Source organism: Streptomyces sp. NPDC057280 (assembly GCF_042668605.1).
Classification (GTDB): Bacteria; Actinomycetota; Actinomycetes; order Streptomycetales; family Streptomycetaceae; genus Streptomyces.
Genome location: NZ_JBHUYR010000009.1, coordinates 39,533 through 58,341 on the forward strand (window position 1 = coordinate 39,533; position 18,809 = coordinate 58,341).

The following is an 18,809-nucleotide window of genomic DNA, read 5'->3' on the forward strand; positions in this document are numbered from 1 at the left end:
CGTCAGGCGGGGAACTCCCCGTCGACGTACACCCACGCCCCGTCCACCCGCTCGAACCGGCTGCGCTCGTGCAGTGAGCCACCCCGGTAGGACGCCCGGAACTCCACGGTTCCGGTGCTGTGGAACGCGGACCCGTCCCCCGTGCCGAGGATCTCCAGCCCGGTCCAGCGCATCCCGGGATCGAGGTCGAGCCGCGCCGGCCGCGTCCGCGGATGCCAGGTCCGCAGCAGATAGGCCGCGTCCTGCTTCACGAAGGCGCTGTACCGCGACCGCATGAGCGCCTCGGCGGTCGGGGCGGCGGCGGTACCGGAGTGATAGCGGCCGCAGCACTCGGCGTAGGACGTGGGCAGGCCGCAGGGGCAGGAACGCGCGTTCATGGCAGCCATTCTCAGCCCGCCGCCCGCGTCTGCGGCACCGGCAGCGGCGGCAGCGCCGCCCCGTACACCCACGCGTCGAAGACGTCGTCCAGCGGTTCGGGCGCGAACCGCGCCACATGCGCGGTGAACGTCGTGGTCGTCACCGCCCCGCCCCGGTGCAGCCCCGCCCACCCGCGCAGCATCCGGAAGAACGCGTCGTCACCCATCGCGCAGCGCACCGCGTGCAGGGTCAGCCCGCCCCGCTCATAGAGCCGGTCGTCGAACATCGACTTGCGGCCCGGGTCCGCCAGTCGCAGGTCCTGCGGCAGCCCCGACAGCAACCGGTGCGCGGCGGCGGCGAGTTGCTGGGCACTGCGGCCGCCCGACCGCTCCGACCACAGCCACTCCGCGTACTTCGCGAACCCCTCGTTGAGCCAGATGTGCCGCCAGTCGGCGATCGAGACACTGTTGCCGAACCACTGGTGCGCCAGCTCGTGCGCCACCAGCCGCTCCGAACCACGCGCCCCGTCCACGTGGTTGGCGCCGAACAAGGACAACCCCTGTGCCTCCACCGGCACATCGAGCTCCTCCTCCGTCACCACCACCGCGTACTCGTCGAACGGGTACGGGCCGAACAGCTCCTGGAACAGGTCCATCATCTGCGGCTGCCGCGCGAAGTCCCGCGAGAACTCGGGCAGCAGCTGGGCCGGGATGTGCCCGTGCTGCGGCACCCCGCCCGGACCCGGATCACCCAGCAGCACCGTCTGGTACTTGCCGATCGCCAGCCCCACCAGATAGCTGGAGGTCGGCGCCGCCTGCTCGTACACCCAGGTCGTCGTGGACGCGCGGGTCGTACGGGTCAGCAGTCTGCCGCCCGCGACCACCGCGTACGCCGACGGCGTCGTGATCGAGATCTGGTACGACGCCTTGTCCGCGGGCCGGTCGTTGCACGGGTACCAGGACGGCGCCCCGACCGGCTGGCTCGCCACCAGCGCCCCGTCCTCCAGCTCCTCCCAACCCAAACCGCCCCACGGGCTGTTGACCGGCCTGGGGTTGCCCGACCAGTGCACCTCGACCGTGAAGGCGGCCCCCGGCCGCACCGGCTTCGCGGGACGGACGCGCAGCTTGCCGCCCCGGTGCGTGTAGTGCGGCTGCCGCCCGTCCACCCGCACCCGCCCCACCCGGAAGTCGGCGAGATTCAGGAAGAACTCGGTGAGCGGCGACCGTCCCGCTATGCCGTTGATCCGGGCCGTGCCGGACAGCCGGTTCGGGCCCGGGCGGTAGTCCAGCGTGAGCTCGTACCGGTGCACCCGGTACCGCGCGTCACCGTTGTCCGGGAAGTACGGGTCGGGCCCCGCCGCCTGCTGAACCGCCACTGGTGTGTCTACTCCCTGCGCCGTACTGCCACTCCGACCGCCGCCCATGGGCTCCGAGTGGCCCGCGCTCAGGGTCGCCATGCCTCGATCGGGTTGCCGAGCCAACGGGTGTCGTCCGGAACGGACTCCGCGGCCATGACGAGCGACGCGGGACCCAGGGTCGTGCGGGCCCCGATCGTGCTGCCGGGCAGCACGATCCCGCCAGGACCCAGCGTCGCGCCCTCACGGAGGACCACAGTATCCGTCCGCAAGATCCGGTCGTGGAAGAGGTGCGTCTGGAGCACACAGCCCCGGTTCACCGTCGCCGCGTCCTCGAGCGTCACCAGGTCCGTCTCCGGCAGCCAGTAGCTCTCCACCCAGACACCCTTGCCGACCCGTGCCCCGAGCCCCCGCAGCCACGCCGTCATCAGCGGCGTACCCGGCACCGAACCCGCCAGCCACGGCACCGCCACGACCTCGACGAACGTGTCCGCGAGCTCGTTGCGCCACACGAAGGAGCTCCACAGCGGATGCTCCCCGCTGCGATGCCGCCCGACGAGCAGCCACTTCGCGACGACCGACACCAGCGCTGCCGCGACACCGGCCGCGAGCAGCACCAGACCGGAGAGCACCGGGGCCCACCCGCCCAGCGCGCACAGCGCCGCCACCGTCAGCACCCCGATCGCCGCCGAGCAGAACACCGGCACGATCCGGCACAGCTCCACCAGCCCGCGCGCCCACAGCAGCCGCGCCGGCGGGTCGTACGTCCGGCTCTGGTCGCCGCCGGCCGCGCTGCGCGGCAGCTTCACCGGCGGCAGCCCCAGATAGGAGCTGCCCTTCTTCGCCTTCTTCGGCGTCGCCGACAGCACCCCCACCAGACCGCCGTCCGGCACGGAACGCCCCGGCGCGGTCATCCCCGAGTTCCCGAGGAAGGCCCGCCGCCCGATCTCGGCCCGCCCGATCCGCATCCAGCCGCCCCCGAGCTCGTACGGCGCGGTCAGCGTGTCGTCGGCCAGGAACGCCCCCTCGCCGACGGTCGTCAGACTCGGCAGCGCGAGCACGGTCGACACCTCGGCCCCACGCCCGATGCGCATCCCGAGCAGCCGCAGCCACACCGGCGTGACCAGCCCGGCGTACAGCGGGAACAGCGTCTCCCGCGACCGGTCCATCAGCTGAGTGACGGTCCAGGCCTGCCACCCGACCCGGCTGTGCGTCGGATGCGTCCCCTCCCGCAGCCCCAGACTGAGCAGCCGTACGGCGACGAGGATCAGCAGCGCGTACGCCGCCCCGAACGCCAGCGTCGCCGGTACGAGGGCGATCAGGGCCCCCGTCAGCGGCGCGTCCGGCGTGAAGAACACCCGGCCCGCCCCGAACGCGGCCGCCCCCGCCAGCACCGGCAGCGCGCTCAGCCCGAAACCGGTCACGCCGTACATCAACCGCCAGGACGTACCCCGGCGCGGCCGGTCCGCCGGCCAGTTCCGCTTGGCCTTGCCGAGCTTCACCGCGGGCGCGCCCGCCCAGCGCTGACCCGTCGGGATCTGCCCGGTGACCGCCGAACCCGGCGCCACCTCGGCCCGCTTGCCGACCCGCGCGCCCGGGAACAGCATGCTGCGCGTCCCGACGACCGCGTGCGCGCCCACCTTGACCTGGCCGATCTCCAGCCGGTCGCCGTCCAGCCACCAGCCGGAGAGGTCCACCTCGGACTCGACGGCCGCGCCCCGGCCCAGCTTGAGCATGCCGGTCACCGGCGGCAGCGAGTGCAGGTCGACGTCAGGGCCGACCTTGGCGCCCAGCGCCCGCGCGTACCGCTCCAGCCAGACGCCGGTCAGCCCGGTCGCCCCGCTGAACTCGGCCAGCCGCTCCGCCGCCCACAGCCGCAGATGCACACTCCCGCCGCGCGCGTACCGCCCCGGCTTGAGCTTCTTGAGCAGCAGCCGCGCCCCGCCCGCCGCGATAGCGAGCCGCCCCGGCGGACTGAACAGCACCAGCGCCCCCGCCGCGACCAGCCACCAAGGGGCGGTCGGCAGCCAGGCGTACGGCAGCACGTTCCCCAACGCCGCCAGGACGACCGTCCAGCGCAGCCCCAGCAGCGTGAACAGCGGCACCAGCAGCAGGAGTTGCAGCACCTTCGCGCGCACCGGCACCGGCGCGACAACCCGCGTGCCGCCCTCGTCCTGCACCGACTTCTCCAGCCGTCGGGCCAACTTCCGCAGCACCGGCTGCTGGTAGATGTCCAGGACGGCCGCGCTCGGGTAGCGGGTGCGCAGCCGCGTGGTCAGCTGCGCGGCGGCGAGGCTGCCACCGCCGATCGCGAAGAAGTCGTCGGAGGCGCTGGTCACCGGGATCCCGAGGACCTCCGCCCACTGCTCCGCGAGCCAGGCCTCGGTGCCGTACAACTGCTCGGCCGGGCCGGAGGGTTCGAGGTTCTCCAGCGGCCAGGGCAGCGCGTTGCGGTCCACCTTGCCGCTCGTCCGCGTCGGCAGTTCGTCGACCGGCGCGAGCAACGGCACCAGCGCGGCGGGCAGTTCGGCGCGCAGCTTCGCCACGGCCGTCGCCTGGTCCCAGCCGTCCTGCGTGACGACGTACCCGACGAGCAGCTGATTGCCGCTGCGCGCGGTCCGTACGGCCGCCGCGGCACCGGCGACACCCGGCAACGCCTGCAACGCGGCGTCGACCTCACCCAGCTCGATCCGCCGCCCGCCGAGCTTGATCTGCTCGTCGGCCCGCCCGAGGAACACCAGCCCCTCGGCGTCCGCGCGAACCAAGTCCCCGCTCCGGTACGCCCGTTCCCAGCCCAGCGACTTCAGCGGCGCGTACTTCTCCGCGTCCTTCTCGGCGTCCAGATACCGCGCGAGCCCGACCCCGCCGATCACCAACTGCCCGCTGGCGCCCATGGGTACGGGCTCCCCGGCCTCGTCGACGACGGCCAGCTCCCAGCCGCGCAACGGCAGCCCGATCCGGATCGGCTCCTCGCCCGTCATCAGCGCCGCACAGGCCACGACGGTCGCCTCGGTCGGCCCGTAGGTGTTCCACACCTCGCGCCCCTCGGTGACCAGCCGCTGCGCCAGCTCGGGCGGGCAGGCCTCACCGCCGAAGATCAGCAGCCGGACGTCGTCGAGGGTCTCCGGCTCCCAGAGCGCGGCGAGCGTCGGCACCGTCGACACGACGGTGATCTCCTGCTCCACCAGCCAGGGCCCGAGATCGGCCCCGCTCCTGACCTGCGAGCGCGGCACCGGCACCAGACAGGCCCCGTACCGCCACGCCAGCCACATCTCCTCGCAGGACGCGTCGAAGGCGACCGACAGGCCCGCCATGACCCTGTCACCCGGACCGATGGGCTCGTCGGTCAGGAACAGCGCGGCCTCGGCGTCCACGAACGCGGCGGCACTGCGGTGACTGACGGCGACACCCTTCGGCTTCCCGGTCGACCCGGAGGTGAAGATGATCCACGCGTCGTGCTCGACCCCGGGCCGCGCGGCGGGCGTCGCACCGCGCCCGGTGACGGTCAGCTCGTGCCCGGCCCCGATGACGGCCCGTACCTCCGCCTCCCCGAACACCAACTCGGCCCGCTCGTCCGGGTCCTCGGCGTCCACCGGCACATAGGCGGCACCGGCGGCGAGCACGGCGAGAATCGCGACGTAGAGATCGTTGGTCCCGGACGGCACCCGGACCCCCACCCGGTCCCCGAGCCCGACCCCGGCCGCAGCGAGCCGCCGCCGCAGCCGCTCCACCTCGACGGCGAGCGCACGGTAGGTGAGATGGACCGTCCCGTCGTCCAGGGCGAGTTCGTCCGGGTAGGAGCGCACGGAGGCGTCGAAGATGTCGACGAGCGTGCGGGGGGAGGCCGCCTGGCCTCCGGAGAAACGTGCCGTATCGCCGAACCGCTCGCGGATCTCGTCCTCGAGCAGACCGAGAGCGCTGCTCTCCTGTATGGCTGCCATCGGTCCTCGCGTCTCGATCCCGGAAGCCTCCGGGGCGCTGGCGGGCCCGCAGGTCTGCCTGGGGTTGTCCGGGTCCAGCTCCGTAACAAGCCGGAAATTTTAGTACGACGCTAGGTACGGGCCCCTTGAGCGGCCACCGGAGAGGCCCGTTCGGGTGGCTGCCCGGACCAGGCGCACCCCGTCTGACCTGCGGTTCGATACGCAGGGCGAGACTTGCCCCACATTGCGTTCCGCTCGGTGTGCGGAGATGTCGCGAACGGGGCGGGAAAAGCAAAAAACCCCTGATCAACAGGGGTTTCAGCTGGTGTCCGAGGGGGGACTTGAACCCCCACGCCCGATAAAGGGCACTAGCACCTCAAGCTAGCGCGTCTGCCATTCCGCCACCCGGACAAGGTGTCTGTCGCGCGGGGTTTCCCTCGCGGCGACAGAGGAAACATTACCAGGCTTTCGAGGTGCCCCGATCACCCCCTCGCTCCCGCGTGAACGGCGTGTGACGGACCGGGTCCGGTCTTGGGCGCAGCCTCTCGGGGAGGGAGGATGAGGGGAACCACCAGCAGGTACAGCGGGAGGAACCAGCGTGAGCGGGACGGACACGACCAGGCACGTCACCGGCGAGGACGAGGTCGTGGACCTCTGCCGCGAGCTGATCCAGATCGACACCAGCAACTACGGCGACCACTCGGGGCCGGGGGAGCGCAAGGCCGCCGAGTACGTCGCCGAGAAGCTCGCCGAGGTGGGTCTCGACCCGCAGATCTTCGAATCCCACCAGGGGCGCGCCTCCACGGTGGCCCGCATCGAGGGCGAGGACCCCTCCAAGCCGGCCCTCCTCATCCACGGCCACACCGACGTCGTACCGGCCAACGCGGCGGACTGGACCCACCACCCCTTCTCCGGCGAGGTCGCCGACGGGTGCGTGTGGGGCCGGGGGGCCGTCGACATGAAGGACATGGACGCGATGACCCTCGCGGTCGTCCGCGACCGGCTGCGCAGCGGCCGCAAGCCCCCGCGCGACATCGTCCTCGCCTTCCTCGCCGACGAGGAGGCCGGCGGCACGTACGGCGCCCGGTACCTCGTCGACAAGCACCCCGACCTCTTCGAAGGCGTCACCGAGGCGATCGGCGAGGTCGGCGGGTTCTCCTTCACCGTCAACGAGAACCTGCGGCTCTACCTGGTCGAGACCGCCCAGAAGGGCATGCACTGGATGCGGCTCACCGTGGACGGCACCGCCGGGCACGGCTCGATGACCAACGACGACAACGCCATCACCGAGCTGTGCGAGGCCGTCGGCCGGCTCGGCCGGCACAAGTGGCCGGTGCGGGTCACCAAGACCGTGCGGTCCTTCCTCGACGAGCTCTCCGACGCCCTCGGCACCGAGCTCGACCCCGAGAACATGGACGAGACCCTCGCCAAGCTCGGCGGCATCGCCAAGATGGTCGGCGCGACCCTCCGGAACTCGGCGGCGCCCACCATGCTCGGCGCCGGCTACAAGGTCAACGTCATCCCCGGCCAGGCCACCGCCCACGTGGACGGCCGTTTCCTGCCCGGCTACGAGGAGGAGTTCCTCGCCGACCTCGACCGCATCCTCGGCCCGCGCGTGCGCCGCGAGGACGTGCACGGCGACAAGGCGCTGGAGACCGACTTCGACGGCCGCCTCGTCGACGCCATGCAGAGCGCGCTGAGCGCCGAGGACCCGATCGCCCGCGCCGTGCCCTACATGCTCTCCGGCGGCACCGACGCCAAGTCCTTCGACGACCTCGGCATCCGCTGCTTCGGCTTCGCGCCGCTCCAGCTGCCGCCGGAGCTGGACTTCGCCGGCATGTTCCACGGTGTCGACGAGCGGGTGCCGGTGGAGGGGCTGAAGTTCGGGGTGCGCGTGCTGGACCGTTTCATCGACGCGTCCTGAGACGCCTCCTGGACCTGAGACGCCTCCTGAAGTTGACGTTGCTTATCGGGCGCACGTACGACCGAGCCTGAGAAGGGTGAATGCGCTCATAAGCTCGTAGCTCCATTACTCCCTCCTCGTTACAGGTGATGCGATCCGCTACTTGGGATCGCATTGCCAACAAGGAGGAATAATGATCAAGAAGGTCGTCGCCGCCGCGGCTGCCACGGGTGGCCTGGTTCTCGCGGGCGCGGGCCTCGCTGCTGCCGACGCTGGTGCTCAGGGTGCCGCGGTGCACTCCCCGGGCGTCCTGTCCGGCAACGTCGTCCAGGTGCCGGTTCACATCCCCGTGAACGTCTGCGGCAACACGGTCTCCGTGATCGGCTTGCTGAACCCCGCCTTCGGCAACACCTGCATCAACAAGTGACGTTGTGCCTCGCCCCATGAGGGGTTGAGCCCGTCGGCCTCGGAGCGCGCGCCATGCGCTCCGGGGCCGACCGGTCTTTTCACGAGGATCGCAGGACGGAATCGACAAGGCAGGGGGAATTCAGGAATGCGACAGGCAACCCGCAAAGGCCTGATGACGGTGGCGGCCGCGACCGGCGTGATCGCCGCGGCGGGCGGCGCCGCGCACGCCGACTCGGGGGCGGGCGGTTCCGCGTCGAACTCACCCGGCGTGCTGTCGGGCAACACGGTGCAGGCGCCGGTGCACGCGCCGGTGAACGTGTGCGGCAACACGGTCAATGTGGTCGGGGTGCTCAACCCGGCGGCCGGCAACAAGTGCGCGAACCAGGGCGGGGCGTCCGGCTCCGGCGGGTACGGCGATTCCGGCGGACACGGGGGTTCCGGGGGCGGTTCGCCGTCCGGTTCGTCGTCCGGTGGGCACGCCTCGGACTCGCCGGGCGTCGGCTCGGGCAACCATGTCCAGGCGCCGGTCGACGTCCCGGTCAACGTCTGCGGCAACAGCGTGGATGTCATCGGCATCGGCAACTCCACGACGGGCAACGACTGTGCCAACGGCGGTACCGGCTCGGGCGGCGGGCACCAGACGCCGCCTCCCGGCGGCCCGGGCCAGCCGGGCAACCCCGGGAACCCCGGGAACCCCGGCACTCCGGGCAACCCGGGAAACCCTGGTACGCCTGGCAACCCTGGTACTCCGGGCAACCCCGGCAACCCGGTCGAGCCGGGTCAGCCCGGCACGCCGGGCACTCCGCCCTCCTCGGGCGGCGGGACGCCGGGCGGCAACCACCCGGGGACCCAGACGGTCACCCAGCCCCACGGTGACGCCCAGCTCGCCCACACGGGCAGCGACCTGCCGCTGGGCCTGACCCTCCCGGTCGGAGCGGGCGCGCTGCTGGCGGGCGCGGTGCTCTACCGCAAGGCCCGTGCCGCGGCGTAGCGGATCGGACACGCAACGGAGCGGGCCCCGCAGCAGCGGGGCCCGCTCCGTTCTCCCGGCCTCACCTCACCAAGTGGCCCGCACCTGGCGGATGATCCTGCGGCGCAGCCGCACCTTGCGGCTTCCGTCACGCAGCAGGCTCAGGCGGTCCAACTCCCAGTGTCCGTACTCGGCATGGTCCGTCAGCAGACGTGTGGTGTCCTTGCGGGAGACCCCGCGCGGCACGTACACGTCGACAAATTCGTATTCCGGCATCGCATCTATTGTGCGGGCTGGGGCCCGGTACGGATAGCGTCTGCACTATGTCTGATGCTGTGCAGCCCACCGCTGCCGAGGTACGTGCCGCCGCCGACGCGGTCAAGACCGCGCTCGACCGCCACCTGGCCGCGGTCGAACGCCGGTCGGGGGAGGACGACGAGGCCGTCTACGAGGCGTTCAACGAACTCGCCGCGGCCGCCGAGGCGTACGACGAGCTGCTCTACGACCGCTACGACGAGGTCACACCCTTCGAGATCCCCGGCGCGGAGGAGCTGCCGCCGTACGCGGGTCCCGAGGAACCGAACGCACTGAGTGTGCTGATCCGCCGGGACTACGCCGTCGCGGAGCCGCAGCGGCTGCTGGCCCAGGCCCAGCGGATCGAGGCGGCCGACCCCGACGGGGAGGCGGCCGGCACGGGCGCCTCCGGAACGGTCCACGGGGCGCTGGGCCTGCTCTTCGGTGAGTACGAGCCGGACGAGATCGCCTCGCGGCACAAGGAGTTCGGCCTGGAGGAGGGCGATTCCACGCTGTGGGTGACCGCGGCGGAGGAGCCGGCCGAGCCCGGGGAGTGGCTGGATGTGCCGTTCGACGGGGTCGATCCGCAGCAGGTGGTGTGCCGGTTCGACGTGAGCGCGGTCTTCGACGACGACGCCGACGACGGCGCGGAGGACGACGAGCTCGATGAGCTCGATGCGGATCTGGATGAGGACGAGGATCTGGAGCCGCTGGACGCGGAACGCTAGCGCTGGGCTTGGGCGGCGGCGGTCATGGAGGTTCGTTTCCATGGCCGCCGTCGGTTTTTGCGCGGGTTCGCCGTGGGGGGTTCGGTAGGGGCGCGGCTGCGGCGCCGCGGGGGCTGGTCGCGCAGTTCCCCGCGCCCCCGGGTGGGTCAGCCTGACGTCAGTTGTGGGGTGAGAAGTACCGGTAGACGGGTTGTGCGGGGCTTGGCCTCGATTTCTGCCACTGCCCTTGGCAGGGCCTGTTCCGCGCCGTGGACCACCGACAGGTGGCGGGCGGCTCGGCCGAAGGCCGTGTAGACCCAGGGGCGGGTCAGGGACTGGGTGGCGTCGCCCGGGAGGACCACCACGACCGCGGGCCAGCGGCCGCCGACCGCCTGGTGCGCGGTCAGGGCCCAGCCGTGGCGGACGGACTGGTCCACGCGGTCCTTCGGGACGACGACGGTCTCGCCGGAGCAGGTCAGATGCAGGCCCTCCGCGTCGGCCTTCACCACCTGGCCCGGCAGGGTGCGGCCCGGGGTGGGGGAGTAGGCGACACGGTCACCCGGGTCGAAGCCGCCGAAGCGGCCCGGGCCGGGGTTGAGGCGCTCCTTGAGGGCGGCGTTGAGGGCGCGGGTGCCCGCCGCCCCGCCGTGGCCCGGGGTGATGACCTGGGTGTCCTCGGGCGGGACGCCGATCGCCCGCGGCACCGAGTCGGCGACGAGCTGCACGGTCCGGTGCACGGCCTCGCCCGCGTCCCGCACCGGCACGATCACGACCTCCTTGCCGGGGGCCTCGACCTGGTTCAGCTCGCCGATGCCGATGCCCGAGACCAGCTCGCCGAGCGGGCCGGGGTCGGGGCGTCGGGAAGCGACCTGGGGGCAGACCCGCGCGGCCAGGAGATCGGCGAACACGCGCCCGGGGCCAGCCGACCACAGCACCGCCGGATCTCCGGACAGCAGCAGCCGGGCCCCGTCCGGCAGCGACTCCGTGAGCAGCGCCGCCGTCTCCACGTCCAGCTGCGGGGCGTCAAGCACGACGAGGAGGTCCAGGTCGAGGGCTCCGTCGGCGTCCCGGCCCGGGCCCTCGGCGCCGGACAGGAGACCGCTGACCGTCGTCACGGTGGTCGCCCCGGGGACCAGGGCCGCGAAGCGGTCCCGCCCGAGCGGGCCGTGGGCCGCCGCCCAGGCACGCAGGCCGAGGTCCCGGGCCGCCTGGAGCAGCGCCGCGGGTTCCGCCAGGGACGCCTCGCCGCCGGTGTGCAGGACCAGGCCGTGGGCCGCGACCGCGCGGATCAGCTCGCCGGCCGACGCCTGCGCGGAGCCCGCGGCGCGCTCCCAGTCCTCGGCCGACCCGTCCTGCTTCGGCGCCGAGTTGATCAGCCGGGCCAGTCCGTCGGCGAGGCTCTCCTCGGCCAGCGCGTACCGCTCCAGGCCGACCAGGACACGGACGGGGCGCTCCTCGTCCTCGTCCTCGGGCTCCGGGGCCCGCGGGTCGAGGGCGTCCTGGAAGACCAGGGCCTCGGCCTCCGCGAGGGTGTTCTGCACGGCCGCGTCGGCGTCCGGCACGCCCTGCTTGCCCAGCGCGGCGACGAGTGTGGGCAGTTCGAGGGCGGTGTGTCCGGCCAGCGCGGCCTGCTCCAGCAGCCAGACGGTCACGGCACGGCCCCGGCGCTCGTCGTCCGGGCCGCACTCCGCGCCCAGCAGCGCCCGCGCGAACCCGTCGGCCTGCTCCGGGCGTACACCGGTGACGCGCAGCAACTGCCAGGGGTCGGCGCGCAGCTGCTCGGCCGCGCCCTCCCCGAGCGCTGCGGCCACCTGCGGGACGAGCGCTTCGGGGGCGCCCCCCTCGGCCAGGATCCCGCGCACGGACTCGACGGTCTCGGCGGCGGGCGCCGCGGGCACGTCGGCGGCGACGGGCTGGGGGCGCTGCACCGGCTCCGGCGCGGGTCGGCGCGGTGCCGGGGGCTCGCTGAAGACCGCCGTCACCGGCTTGGCCCCGCTCTCCACCGCCCGCACGGCCGCGAGCAGATCGGCGGCCTTGCCGCTGAGCTTCGCCCCGCTCTCGACGGTCCCCTGCTTCTCGGCCTTGCGCCGCGCGATCCGCTCCCGCTCGACCTTCTGTGCCGCGAGTTCGGCCTCGGCCTCGGACAACTGGGGAGCGGTGTCGCCCTCGCCGCCGTTCGTGGCCTCCCCCTGATCGCCGGAGGCCTCAGCCGTCGCCTCCTCGGCGTCGCTCTCCACGGCACCGGCCTGCTCTCCGGCCGCCGTCGCGGTGTCCTCCGCGGTCGGCGCCTCCTCCGGCTCGGTCTCCTCGGCGGGCCCCGGCTCCGTGCTCACAGCGTGCTCCAGTCGTGATCGGGATAGCGGTGCACGGGCGCCGACACGTCGTCGAGCGCCCGGCAGATCTCGTCAGGAAGACTAAGGGCCTCCACTGACAATGCCGCCGTGAGCTGCTGCGCGTTGCGCGCGCCGACGATCGGGGCGGTCACCCCGGGCCGGTCGCGGACCCACGCGAGGGCCACCTGGAGCGGGGTCACCGCGAGCCCGTCGGCCGCGGTCTGCACGGCGTCCACGATGCGGCTCGCGGTGTCGTCGAGGTACGGCTCGACGAAGGGCGCCAGATGCTCGGAGGCGCCCCGCGAGTCGGCGGGGGTGGCGTCCCCCCGGTACTTGCCCGTCAGCACGCCGCGGCCCAGCGGGGAGGAGGGCAGCAGTCCGATGCCCAGGTCCAGCGCGGCCGGCAGCACCTCGCGCTCGACGCCGCGCTGGAGCAGGGAGTACTCCAGCTGCGTGGCCGCCAGCCGGGTCCGGGTGCCCGGTGCCGCCAGCTGCCAGGTCGCGGCCTTGGCGAGCTGCCAGCCGCAGAAGTTGGAGACGGCGGCGTAGCGCGCGCGGCCGCTGCTGACCGCCAGGTCGAGCGCCTGGAGGGTCTCCTCAAGGGGGGTTTGGGGGTCGTAGGCGTGGACGTGCCACACGTCGACGTAGTCCGTGCCGAGGCGGGTGAGGGAGTCGTCCAGCGCGGAGAGCAGATGGCCGCGCGAGCCGTCGAAGCGGCGGTCCGGGTCCGGCACGCTGCCCGCCTTGGTGGAGATGACCAGGTCCCGGCGCGGGACCAGGCCTTCTATGAGGCGTCCGAGCAGATATTCGGCCTCCCCGTCGCCGTACACGTCCGCCGTGTCGACGAGGCTGCCGCCCGCTTCCCAGAACGTCTTCAAGAGGTCCGCGGCGTCGTGCTCGTCGGTGTCCCTGCCCCACGTGAGGGTGCCGAGTCCGATACGGGACACGCGCAGGCCGGTGCGGCCGAGATGCCTCTGCTCCATGAGCGCCGACATTACTGGCCTGAACCAGTGGTGTGGGGGCCTGTGGACAACCAGTTTCCCTGATCGTCACGGCACTTCTGTGGGCGGAAGAACACGACCGCGAACTGCCCCGATCCGCGCCCCCGCGCTAAGGTCGGCCCACAAGGGACGTTACTGATCGGTAAGGGGAATCGGCCATGCAGCTCGGCATCAACCTCGGCTACTGGGGCGCCGGAATGGACGCGGACAATCTCGCCGTCGCCCAGGAGGCCGACCGCCTCGGGTACTCCGTGTGCTGGGCCGCCGAGGCCTACGGCTCCGACGCGGCCACCGTGCTCAGCTGGGTCGCGGCGCAGACCGAGCGCATCGACGTCGGCTCGGCCATCTTCCAGATCCCGGCCCGCCAGCCCGCGATGACGGCGATGACCGCCGCCACCCTGGACTCGCTCTCCCACGGCCGCTTCCGCCTCGGCCTCGGCGTCTCCGGGCCGCAGGTCTCCGAGGGCTGGTACGGCGTCAAGTTCGACAAGCCGCTGGCCCGCACGCGTGAGTACGTCGAGATCGTGCGCAAGGCGATGACCCGCGAGCGGCTGTCCTACGAGGGCACGCACTGGACGCTGCCGCTGCCCGGCGGCCCCGGCAAGCCCCTGAAGCTGACCGTGCACCCGGAGCGCGAGCACATCCCGCTCTACATCGCCGCGATCGGCCCCAGGAACCTGGAGCAGACCGGTGAGATCGCCGACGGCGCGCTGCTGATCTTCCCCTCCGCGGCGCACCTGGAGGAGACCACGATCAAGTACCTGCGGGCCGGGCGGGAGAAGGCCGGCAAGACCCTCGAAGGGTTCGACGTCCACCCGACGCTGCCGCTCGCGCTCGGCGAGGACAAGGACGTGGCCACGCTCGCCGACACCTTCCGCCCCTACACGGCCCTGTACGTGGGTGGCATGGGCAGCGCCAAGCAGAACTTCTACAACCAGCTCGCCCAGCGCATGGGCTTCGAGGCGGCCGCCGCCGAGGTCCAGGAGAAGTACCTCGCGGGCGACAAGCAGGGCGCCGCGGCGGCGATCCCGCACGACCTGATCGACCAGACGACGCTGCTCGGTTCCGTGGACCGCATCGCCGACCGGATGAAGGAGTACGCGGCGGCCGGTGTCACCTCGCTGAGCCTCGCTCCCGCGGGCTTCACGCTCGACGAGCGGATCGCCGCGCTCCGCGCCGGCTCCGAGGCCCTGGAGCGGGCCGGACTGGCATGACAGCGGGCCGGTCGGCGTAACGGCCGGATGGCGTAACGGCGGGCGCCGTAACACGCGCTTCAAGACCGCCGGAGGTTTCTGCGGCCGTGGTGGGGGCTCGGGGGTCTTCCCCGCCACGGCCGTCACGCAGAACAACGCGCGCGTGGCCGCCGGGTTACGCCCCCGTCGTGACCCCGTGGGTCCTCCTTTTGGCGGAGTTGTCCGACACAGCTGTTGCAGCACCTCTCTCACCGCATTTGACTCGTTCTTCGGGGTTTGCCGCGGAGTCCCGCAGAGAGGTGCCCACGATGCTTTCGGCCAAGAGTCTGTTCACCGAGATCCTCGACAACGACGATTCCTTCCGCCTGTTCTGTTCCATCGCCGCCAGCGGCGAGTCGCAGGGAGGCTGGGAGAACGCCCGCATCGCCGCCCTGGTCCCCGAGAGCGAGCGCGGACTCGCCCCCAAGATCACCCGGCACGGCGCCGACGAGGACAAACACGGCCGGATCTTCAACGCCCTGATGAAGAAGCGCGGCCTCGACCCCGTACCCGTGCCCCCCGACACCGACTACACGATGCTCCTGGAGCGCAACGGCATCGGTCTCGCCCACGACAAGCTCAAGGCCGACCAGCCGCTCACCGTGCAGGACATCGTGACCTACCTCGCGCACAGCAGGGTCACCGAACAGCGCGCCTCCGAGCAGATGGAGCTGCTGCGCAAGCACTTCGCCGACCACCCCGACCTCGGGCGGGCGGTGAAGATGATCTCGGGCGACGAGGACAACCACCTCGCCTACTGCCACGAGGAGTTGCTGCGCTTCGCGTACGCGGGCCACGGCCGGGACATCCAGCGCATCCTGAAGGAGTGCGCGCTCGCCGAGATCCGCGTCTACCGCGACGTCAGCCTCGCCGTCATGGCGCACATGGGCCGCATCCTGGGCTGGCCCAAGGCCAAGTCGGCGGTCCTCGCGGCGGGCATCCACGCCGTGTACGCGTACGAACGCGCGGTGGGCTGGCGCCGCATGGTCTCCCTGAAGATGCCCGAACGGCGCGACGCGCTCGGCGGCCCGGCCACCGCCGCCCCCGAGTTCGCGTAACGGCTCAGAGCCAGCCCCGGCGCTTGAACGTCCGGTACAGCATGACCTCCAGCACCGCCATCAGCGCGATCACCGCCGGATACGACCACACCCAGTGCAGCTCCGGCATGTGGTCGAAGTTCATGCCGTAGATCCCCGCGATCATCGTGGGGATCGCGGCCATGGCCGCCCACGCGGAGATCTTCCGCATGTCGTCGTTCTGCCGGACGCTCATCTGCGCCAGATGCGCCGACAGGATGTCCGACACCAGCCGGTCCAGGCCCTCCACGGACTCGTTCACCCGCGTGAGGTGGTCGTTGACGTCCCGGAAGAAGGGCCGCGACGTCTCGCTGACGAACGGCACCGAGCCGCCGAACTGGCCGATCCCCGCCAGCCGGGTCAGCGGCAGCGCCAGCGGGCCGGTCGCCCGGCGGAACTCCAGGATCTGCCGCTTGAAGGTGTAGATCCGCGACGCCGTGTTCCGGGAGCCGCCGCCCCCGTCCGGCGCGAACACCTCCGCCTCCAGCTCCTCCAGGTCCGTCTGGAGCTCGGTCGCCACCTCCACGTAGTGGTCGACGACGGCGTCCGAGATGGCGTACAGCACCGCCGTCGGGCCCTTGTGGAGCATGTCCGGCTCCTGCTCCAGACGGCGCCGTACGGCCTTCAGCGGGGCGCCCTCGCCGTGCCGGACGGTCACCACGAAGGAGTCGCCGAGGAACAGCATGACCTCGCCGGTGGAGACCTGGTCGCTGTCGGGCTCGTACACGACCGGTTTGAGGACGAGGAAGAGCGAGTCGTCGTAGACCTCCAGCTTGGGCCGCTGATGGGCCTTCAGCGCGTCCTCGACCGCCAGCGGATGCAGCCCGAACTCCTGGGTGACGAGGTCGAACTCGCGTTCCGACGGCTCGTGCAGCCCGATCCAGACGAACCCGCCCGCGGCCCTCGCCTCCGCCAGGGCGTCGGAGAGGTCGTCGGGGCCCTCGGTGCGGTGTCCGTCGCGGTAGACGGCACAGTCCACGATCACGGTGCGTATTCTCCCGTCACTCGCTCGCCGGTGCACGCGCGCGTGCGCCTACCCTGGGCCGCATGCCCACGCTGATCCTCGTCCGGCACGGACGATCCACCGCCAACACCGAGGGACTGCTCGCCGGGTGGACCCCCGGCGTCGCCCTGGACGAGCGCGGCCGTACCCAGGCCGCCGCGCTGCCCCAGCGGCTCGCCGAGCTGCCCCTCGCCGAGATCGTCAGCAGCCCGCTCCAGCGCTGCCAGGAGACGCTCCAGCCGCTCCTGGACGCCCGGCCCGGGCTGACCGCCCACACCGACGAGCGGATCGGCGAGTGCCACTACGGCGACTGGTCGGGCCGCAAGCTCGCCGAACTCAACGACGAGCCCCTGATGCAGGTCGTCCAGGCCCATCCGTCGGCGGCCGCGTTCCCCGGCGGCGAGTCGATGCGCGCCATGCAGACCCGCGCCGCCGAGGCCGTACGGGAGTGGAACGCGCGCGTGGAGCGCGACCACGGCGCCGACGCCGTCTACCTCATGTGCTCGCACGGCGACATCATCAAGTCGCTCGTCGCGGACGCGCTCGGACTCCATCTCGACCTCTTCCAGCGAATCTCCGTAGACCCGTGTTCCATCACCGCGATCCGTTACACCCGTCTGCGCCCGTTCCTCGTACGCCTCGGCGACACCGGTGACTTCACCTCCCTGGCCCCGCGCGAGACCCCGCCCGCGGACGACGCCCCGGTCGGGGGCGGTGCGGGCGCACCGTGATCGTCGGGCGCAGTAGGGTGAAGCGGTCGCAGTAGCGCCGTACCCATCACGACTCCAGGAGACAGGACGTGTCCCGTCAGGTGTTCCTCTACGACCCTCCGGACCGCTTCGTGGCCGGCACGGTCGGACTGCCCGGACGCCGTACGTTCTTCCTCCAGGCCATCGCGGGTTCCCGGGTGACCAGCGTGGCCCTGGAGAAGACCCAGGTCGCCGCCCTCGCCGAGCGCATGGACGAGCTGCTGGACGAAGTGGTCCGGCGCAGCGGCGGCAACGCCTCCGTCCCGGCGGTGGCACCCACCGAGATCTCCGACACCGCCCCGCTGGACACCCCCGTCGAGGAGGAGTTCCGCGTCGGCACCATGGCGCTGGCCTGGGACGGCGAGGAACAGCGCATGATCGTCGAGGCGCAGGCCCTCGTGGAGCTCGACGCGGAGTCCGAGGAGGACCTCGCCGAGGCCGAGGAAAGGCTCCTCCAGGACGAGGAGAACGGCCCCCCGATGCTGCGGGTCCGGCTCACCGGCGCGCAGGCGAGGGCCTTCGCCAAGCGGGCCCTGGACGTCGTCAACGCCGGGCGGCCGCCGTGCCCGCTGTGCAGCCTCCCGCTCGACCCGGAAGGACACGTATGTCCGCGCCAGAACGGATACCGCCGCGGGGCGTGACCACGGCCGAGCTGCTCACCCGCGGTGAGCTGACGGTGCGCGGACAGATCCGGGACGCCTCCAACGCGGTGCTGTACTGCTCCGTGGAGCACGACGGCCAGGAGGTCTTCTGCGTCTACAAGCCCGTCCGCGGCGAACGCCCCCTGTGGGACTTCCCGGACGGCACCCTCGCCCAGCGCGAGGTCGCCGCCTACGAGGTGTCCGAGGCGACCGGCTGGGGCCTGGTCCCGCCCACCGTGCTGCGCGACGGCCCCTTCGGCGAGGGCATGGTCCAGCTGTGGATCGAGGGCGCGCCCGGCGCCGAGCTGCTCGCCCTGGTCGACGGCGAGGAACCCGAGCCCGGCTGGAAGGCCATCGGCTTCGCCGAGGTCGGCGAGGGCGAGACCGCGCTGCTGGTGCACGCGGACGACGAACGGCTGCGCCGGCTCGCCGTCCTCGACGCCGTGATCAACAACGCGGACCGCAAGGGCGGCCATCTGCTGCCCGCCGGGGACCGCCTGTACGGCATCGACCACGGCGTCACGTTCAACGTCGACAACAAGCTCCGCACCCTGCTGTGGGGCTGGGCGGGCGAGCCCCTGACGGGGGAGGCGGTCGACGTCCTCAAGGGCCTCAAGGAGGCGCTCGGCGCCGAAGGGGCGCTGGCCGCGCGTCTGGCCGTACTCATCACGCCTGCCGAACTCGACGCCACACGCGCGCGGGTCGACGAACTGCTCGCCACCGGCAAGCACCCGGAGCCGAGCGGGGAGTGGCCGGCCATTCCCTGGCCGCCGGTGTAGCAGCCCACCACCGGTGCACCAGCACACCGGACGACAGCACGCAAGACCGCCTTACCGGCCATCCGGCCCGGTCCGGTTCGTA

At 72.3% G+C, this 18,809-nt stretch carries 16 protein-coding genes and 1 tRNA gene; 9 read left to right on the forward strand and 8 right to left on the reverse strand.

What is annotated here, in order from left to right:
* Nucleotides 1–2: 2 nt before the first annotated feature.
* From ACFUO4_RS36410 to ACFUO4_RS36425, 4 genes are all read right to left on the reverse strand, one after another.
* A complete protein-coding gene (locus ACFUO4_RS36410) occupies nt 3–377 on the reverse strand; it encodes a YchJ family protein (protein WP_128112089.1) in 375 nt (124 codons plus the stop codon).
* 11 nt (nt 378–388) lie between these two features.
* Nucleotides 389–1,732 carry a M1 family metallopeptidase gene (locus ACFUO4_RS36415; RefSeq protein ID WP_383492986.1) on the reverse strand — a complete coding sequence of 448 codons (1,344 nt, stop codon included), beginning with the start codon at nt 1,730–1,732 and terminating at the stop codon, nt 389–391.
* Between the two features lie 68 nt (nt 1,733–1,800).
* A complete protein-coding gene (locus tag ACFUO4_RS36420; protein ID WP_383492989.1) occupies nt 1,801–5,652 on the reverse strand; it encodes a Pls/PosA family non-ribosomal peptide synthetase in 3,852 nt (1,283 codons plus the stop codon).
* A 302-nt stretch (nt 5,653–5,954) separates the two neighbouring features.
* A tRNA-Leu gene (locus ACFUO4_RS36425) sits at nt 5,955–6,042 on the reverse strand.
* Nucleotides 6,043–6,229: 187 nt separating this feature from the next.
* Here ACFUO4_RS36425 and ACFUO4_RS36430 point away from each other — a divergent pair.
* From ACFUO4_RS36430 to ACFUO4_RS36440, 3 genes are all read left to right on the forward strand, one after another.
* Nucleotides 6,230–7,555 (forward strand): M20/M25/M40 family metallo-hydrolase, encoded by a 1,326-nt coding sequence (locus tag ACFUO4_RS36430; protein WP_079308594.1) that lies wholly within the window; start codon nt 6,230–6,232, stop codon nt 7,553–7,555.
* Between the two features lie 172 nt (nt 7,556–7,727).
* The gene (chpH, locus tag ACFUO4_RS36435; RefSeq protein WP_097261877.1) at nt 7,728–7,961 is read left to right on the forward strand and encodes a chaplin ChpH; all 234 of its coding nucleotides are present in this window, start codon (nt 7,728–7,730) and stop codon (nt 7,959–7,961) included.
* 126 nt (nt 7,962–8,087) lie between these two features.
* A complete protein-coding gene (locus ACFUO4_RS36440; RefSeq protein WP_383492993.1) occupies nt 8,088–8,933 on the forward strand; it encodes a chaplin in 846 nt (281 codons plus the stop codon).
* Between the two features lie 66 nt (nt 8,934–8,999).
* On the opposite strand, the gene ACFUO4_RS36445 is transcribed toward ACFUO4_RS36440, so the two are convergent.
* Complete coding sequence (locus tag ACFUO4_RS36445) at nt 9,000–9,188, reverse strand: DUF5703 family protein (RefSeq protein WP_079308592.1); 189 nt, start codon at nt 9,186–9,188, stop codon at nt 9,000–9,002.
* Nucleotides 9,189–9,235: 47 nt separating this feature from the next.
* On the opposite strand from ACFUO4_RS36445, the gene ACFUO4_RS36450 reads away from it, so the two are divergent.
* A complete protein-coding gene (locus ACFUO4_RS36450; protein ID WP_079308591.1) occupies nt 9,236–9,934 on the forward strand; it encodes a hypothetical protein in 699 nt (232 codons plus the stop codon).
* Nucleotides 9,935–10,080: 146 nt separating this feature from the next.
* On the opposite strand, the gene ACFUO4_RS36455 is transcribed toward ACFUO4_RS36450, so the two are convergent.
* Entirely contained in the window at nt 10,081–12,246 is a 2,166-nt protein-coding gene (locus ACFUO4_RS36455) for a helix-hairpin-helix domain-containing protein (RefSeq protein WP_383492997.1), read from the reverse strand.
* Entirely contained in the window at nt 12,243–13,229 is a 987-nt protein-coding gene (locus ACFUO4_RS36460) for an aldo/keto reductase (RefSeq protein WP_079308622.1), read from the reverse strand. The genes ACFUO4_RS36455 and ACFUO4_RS36460 overlap by 4 nt, the downstream gene beginning before the upstream one ends.
* Before the next feature lie 176 nt (nt 13,230–13,405).
* Between ACFUO4_RS36460 and ACFUO4_RS36465 the strand changes: the two genes are divergently transcribed.
* Together ACFUO4_RS36465 and ACFUO4_RS36470 are read left to right on the forward strand one after the other, a co-directional pair.
* Entirely contained in the window at nt 13,406–14,461 is a 1,056-nt protein-coding gene (locus tag ACFUO4_RS36465; protein WP_079308590.1) for an LLM class F420-dependent oxidoreductase, read from the forward strand.
* Between the two features lie 287 nt (nt 14,462–14,748).
* Complete coding sequence (locus ACFUO4_RS36470) at nt 14,749–15,537, forward strand: ferritin-like domain-containing protein (protein WP_079308589.1); 789 nt, start codon at nt 14,749–14,751, stop codon at nt 15,535–15,537.
* Between the two features lie 4 nt (nt 15,538–15,541).
* On the opposite strand, the gene corA is transcribed toward ACFUO4_RS36470, so the two are convergent.
* Nucleotides 15,542–16,540 (reverse strand): magnesium/cobalt transporter CorA, encoded by a 999-nt coding sequence (gene corA, locus ACFUO4_RS36475; protein WP_079308588.1) that lies wholly within the window; start codon nt 16,538–16,540, stop codon nt 15,542–15,544.
* A gap of 62 nt (nt 16,541–16,602) precedes the next feature.
* On the opposite strand from corA, the gene ACFUO4_RS36480 reads away from it, so the two are divergent.
* From ACFUO4_RS36480 to ACFUO4_RS36490, 3 genes are all read left to right on the forward strand, one after another.
* Nucleotides 16,603–17,289: a histidine phosphatase family protein gene (locus ACFUO4_RS36480; protein ID WP_079308587.1), complete on the forward strand. Its 687-nt coding sequence runs from the start codon at nt 16,603–16,605 to the stop codon at nt 17,287–17,289.
* A gap of 68 nt (nt 17,290–17,357) precedes the next feature.
* Nucleotides 17,358–17,948, forward strand: coding sequence for a DUF3090 domain-containing protein (locus tag ACFUO4_RS36485; protein ID WP_079308586.1), 591 nt, complete (start codon nt 17,358–17,360; stop codon nt 17,946–17,948).
* On the forward strand, nt 17,912–18,727 hold the full coding sequence (locus tag ACFUO4_RS36490; protein WP_383493002.1) for an SCO1664 family protein: 816 nt from the start codon (nt 17,912–17,914) through the stop codon (nt 18,725–18,727). Before ACFUO4_RS36485 ends, ACFUO4_RS36490 begins: the two co-directional genes overlap by 37 nt.
* Nucleotides 18,728–18,809 lie beyond the last annotated feature (82 nt).

What these genes read in the sequence shown, in the direction of transcription:
- ACFUO4_RS36420 (WP_383492989.1), bottom strand. Translation starts at nt 5,652, where the DNA reads ATGGCAGCCATACAGGAGAGCAGCGCTCTCGGTCTGCTCGAGGACGAG.
- chpH (WP_097261877.1), top strand. Translation starts at nt 7,728, where the DNA reads ATGATCAAGAAGGTCGTCGCCGCCGCGGCTGCCACGGGTGGCCTGGTT.
- ACFUO4_RS36480 (WP_079308587.1), top strand. Translation starts at nt 16,603, where the DNA reads ATGCCCACGCTGATCCTCGTCCGGCACGGACGATCCACCGCCAACACC.
- ACFUO4_RS36410 (WP_128112089.1), bottom strand. Translation starts at nt 377, where the DNA reads ATGAACGCGCGTTCCTGCCCCTGCGGCCTGCCCACGTCCTACGCCGAG.
- ACFUO4_RS36440 (WP_383492993.1), top strand. Translation starts at nt 8,088, where the DNA reads ATGCGACAGGCAACCCGCAAAGGCCTGATGACGGTGGCGGCCGCGACC.
- ACFUO4_RS36460 (WP_079308622.1), bottom strand. Translation starts at nt 13,229, where the DNA reads ATGGAGCAGAGGCATCTCGGCCGCACCGGCCTGCGCGTGTCCCGTATC.
- ACFUO4_RS36490 (WP_383493002.1), top strand. Translation starts at nt 17,912, where the DNA reads ATGTCCGCGCCAGAACGGATACCGCCGCGGGGCGTGACCACGGCCGAG.
- ACFUO4_RS36470 (WP_079308589.1), top strand. Translation starts at nt 14,749, where the DNA reads ATGCTTTCGGCCAAGAGTCTGTTCACCGAGATCCTCGACAACGACGAT.
- ACFUO4_RS36465 (WP_079308590.1), top strand. Translation starts at nt 13,406, where the DNA reads ATGCAGCTCGGCATCAACCTCGGCTACTGGGGCGCCGGAATGGACGCG.
- ACFUO4_RS36445 (WP_079308592.1), bottom strand. Translation starts at nt 9,188, where the DNA reads ATGCCGGAATACGAATTTGTCGACGTGTACGTGCCGCGCGGGGTCTCC.
- ACFUO4_RS36450 (WP_079308591.1), top strand. Translation starts at nt 9,236, where the DNA reads ATGTCTGATGCTGTGCAGCCCACCGCTGCCGAGGTACGTGCCGCCGCC.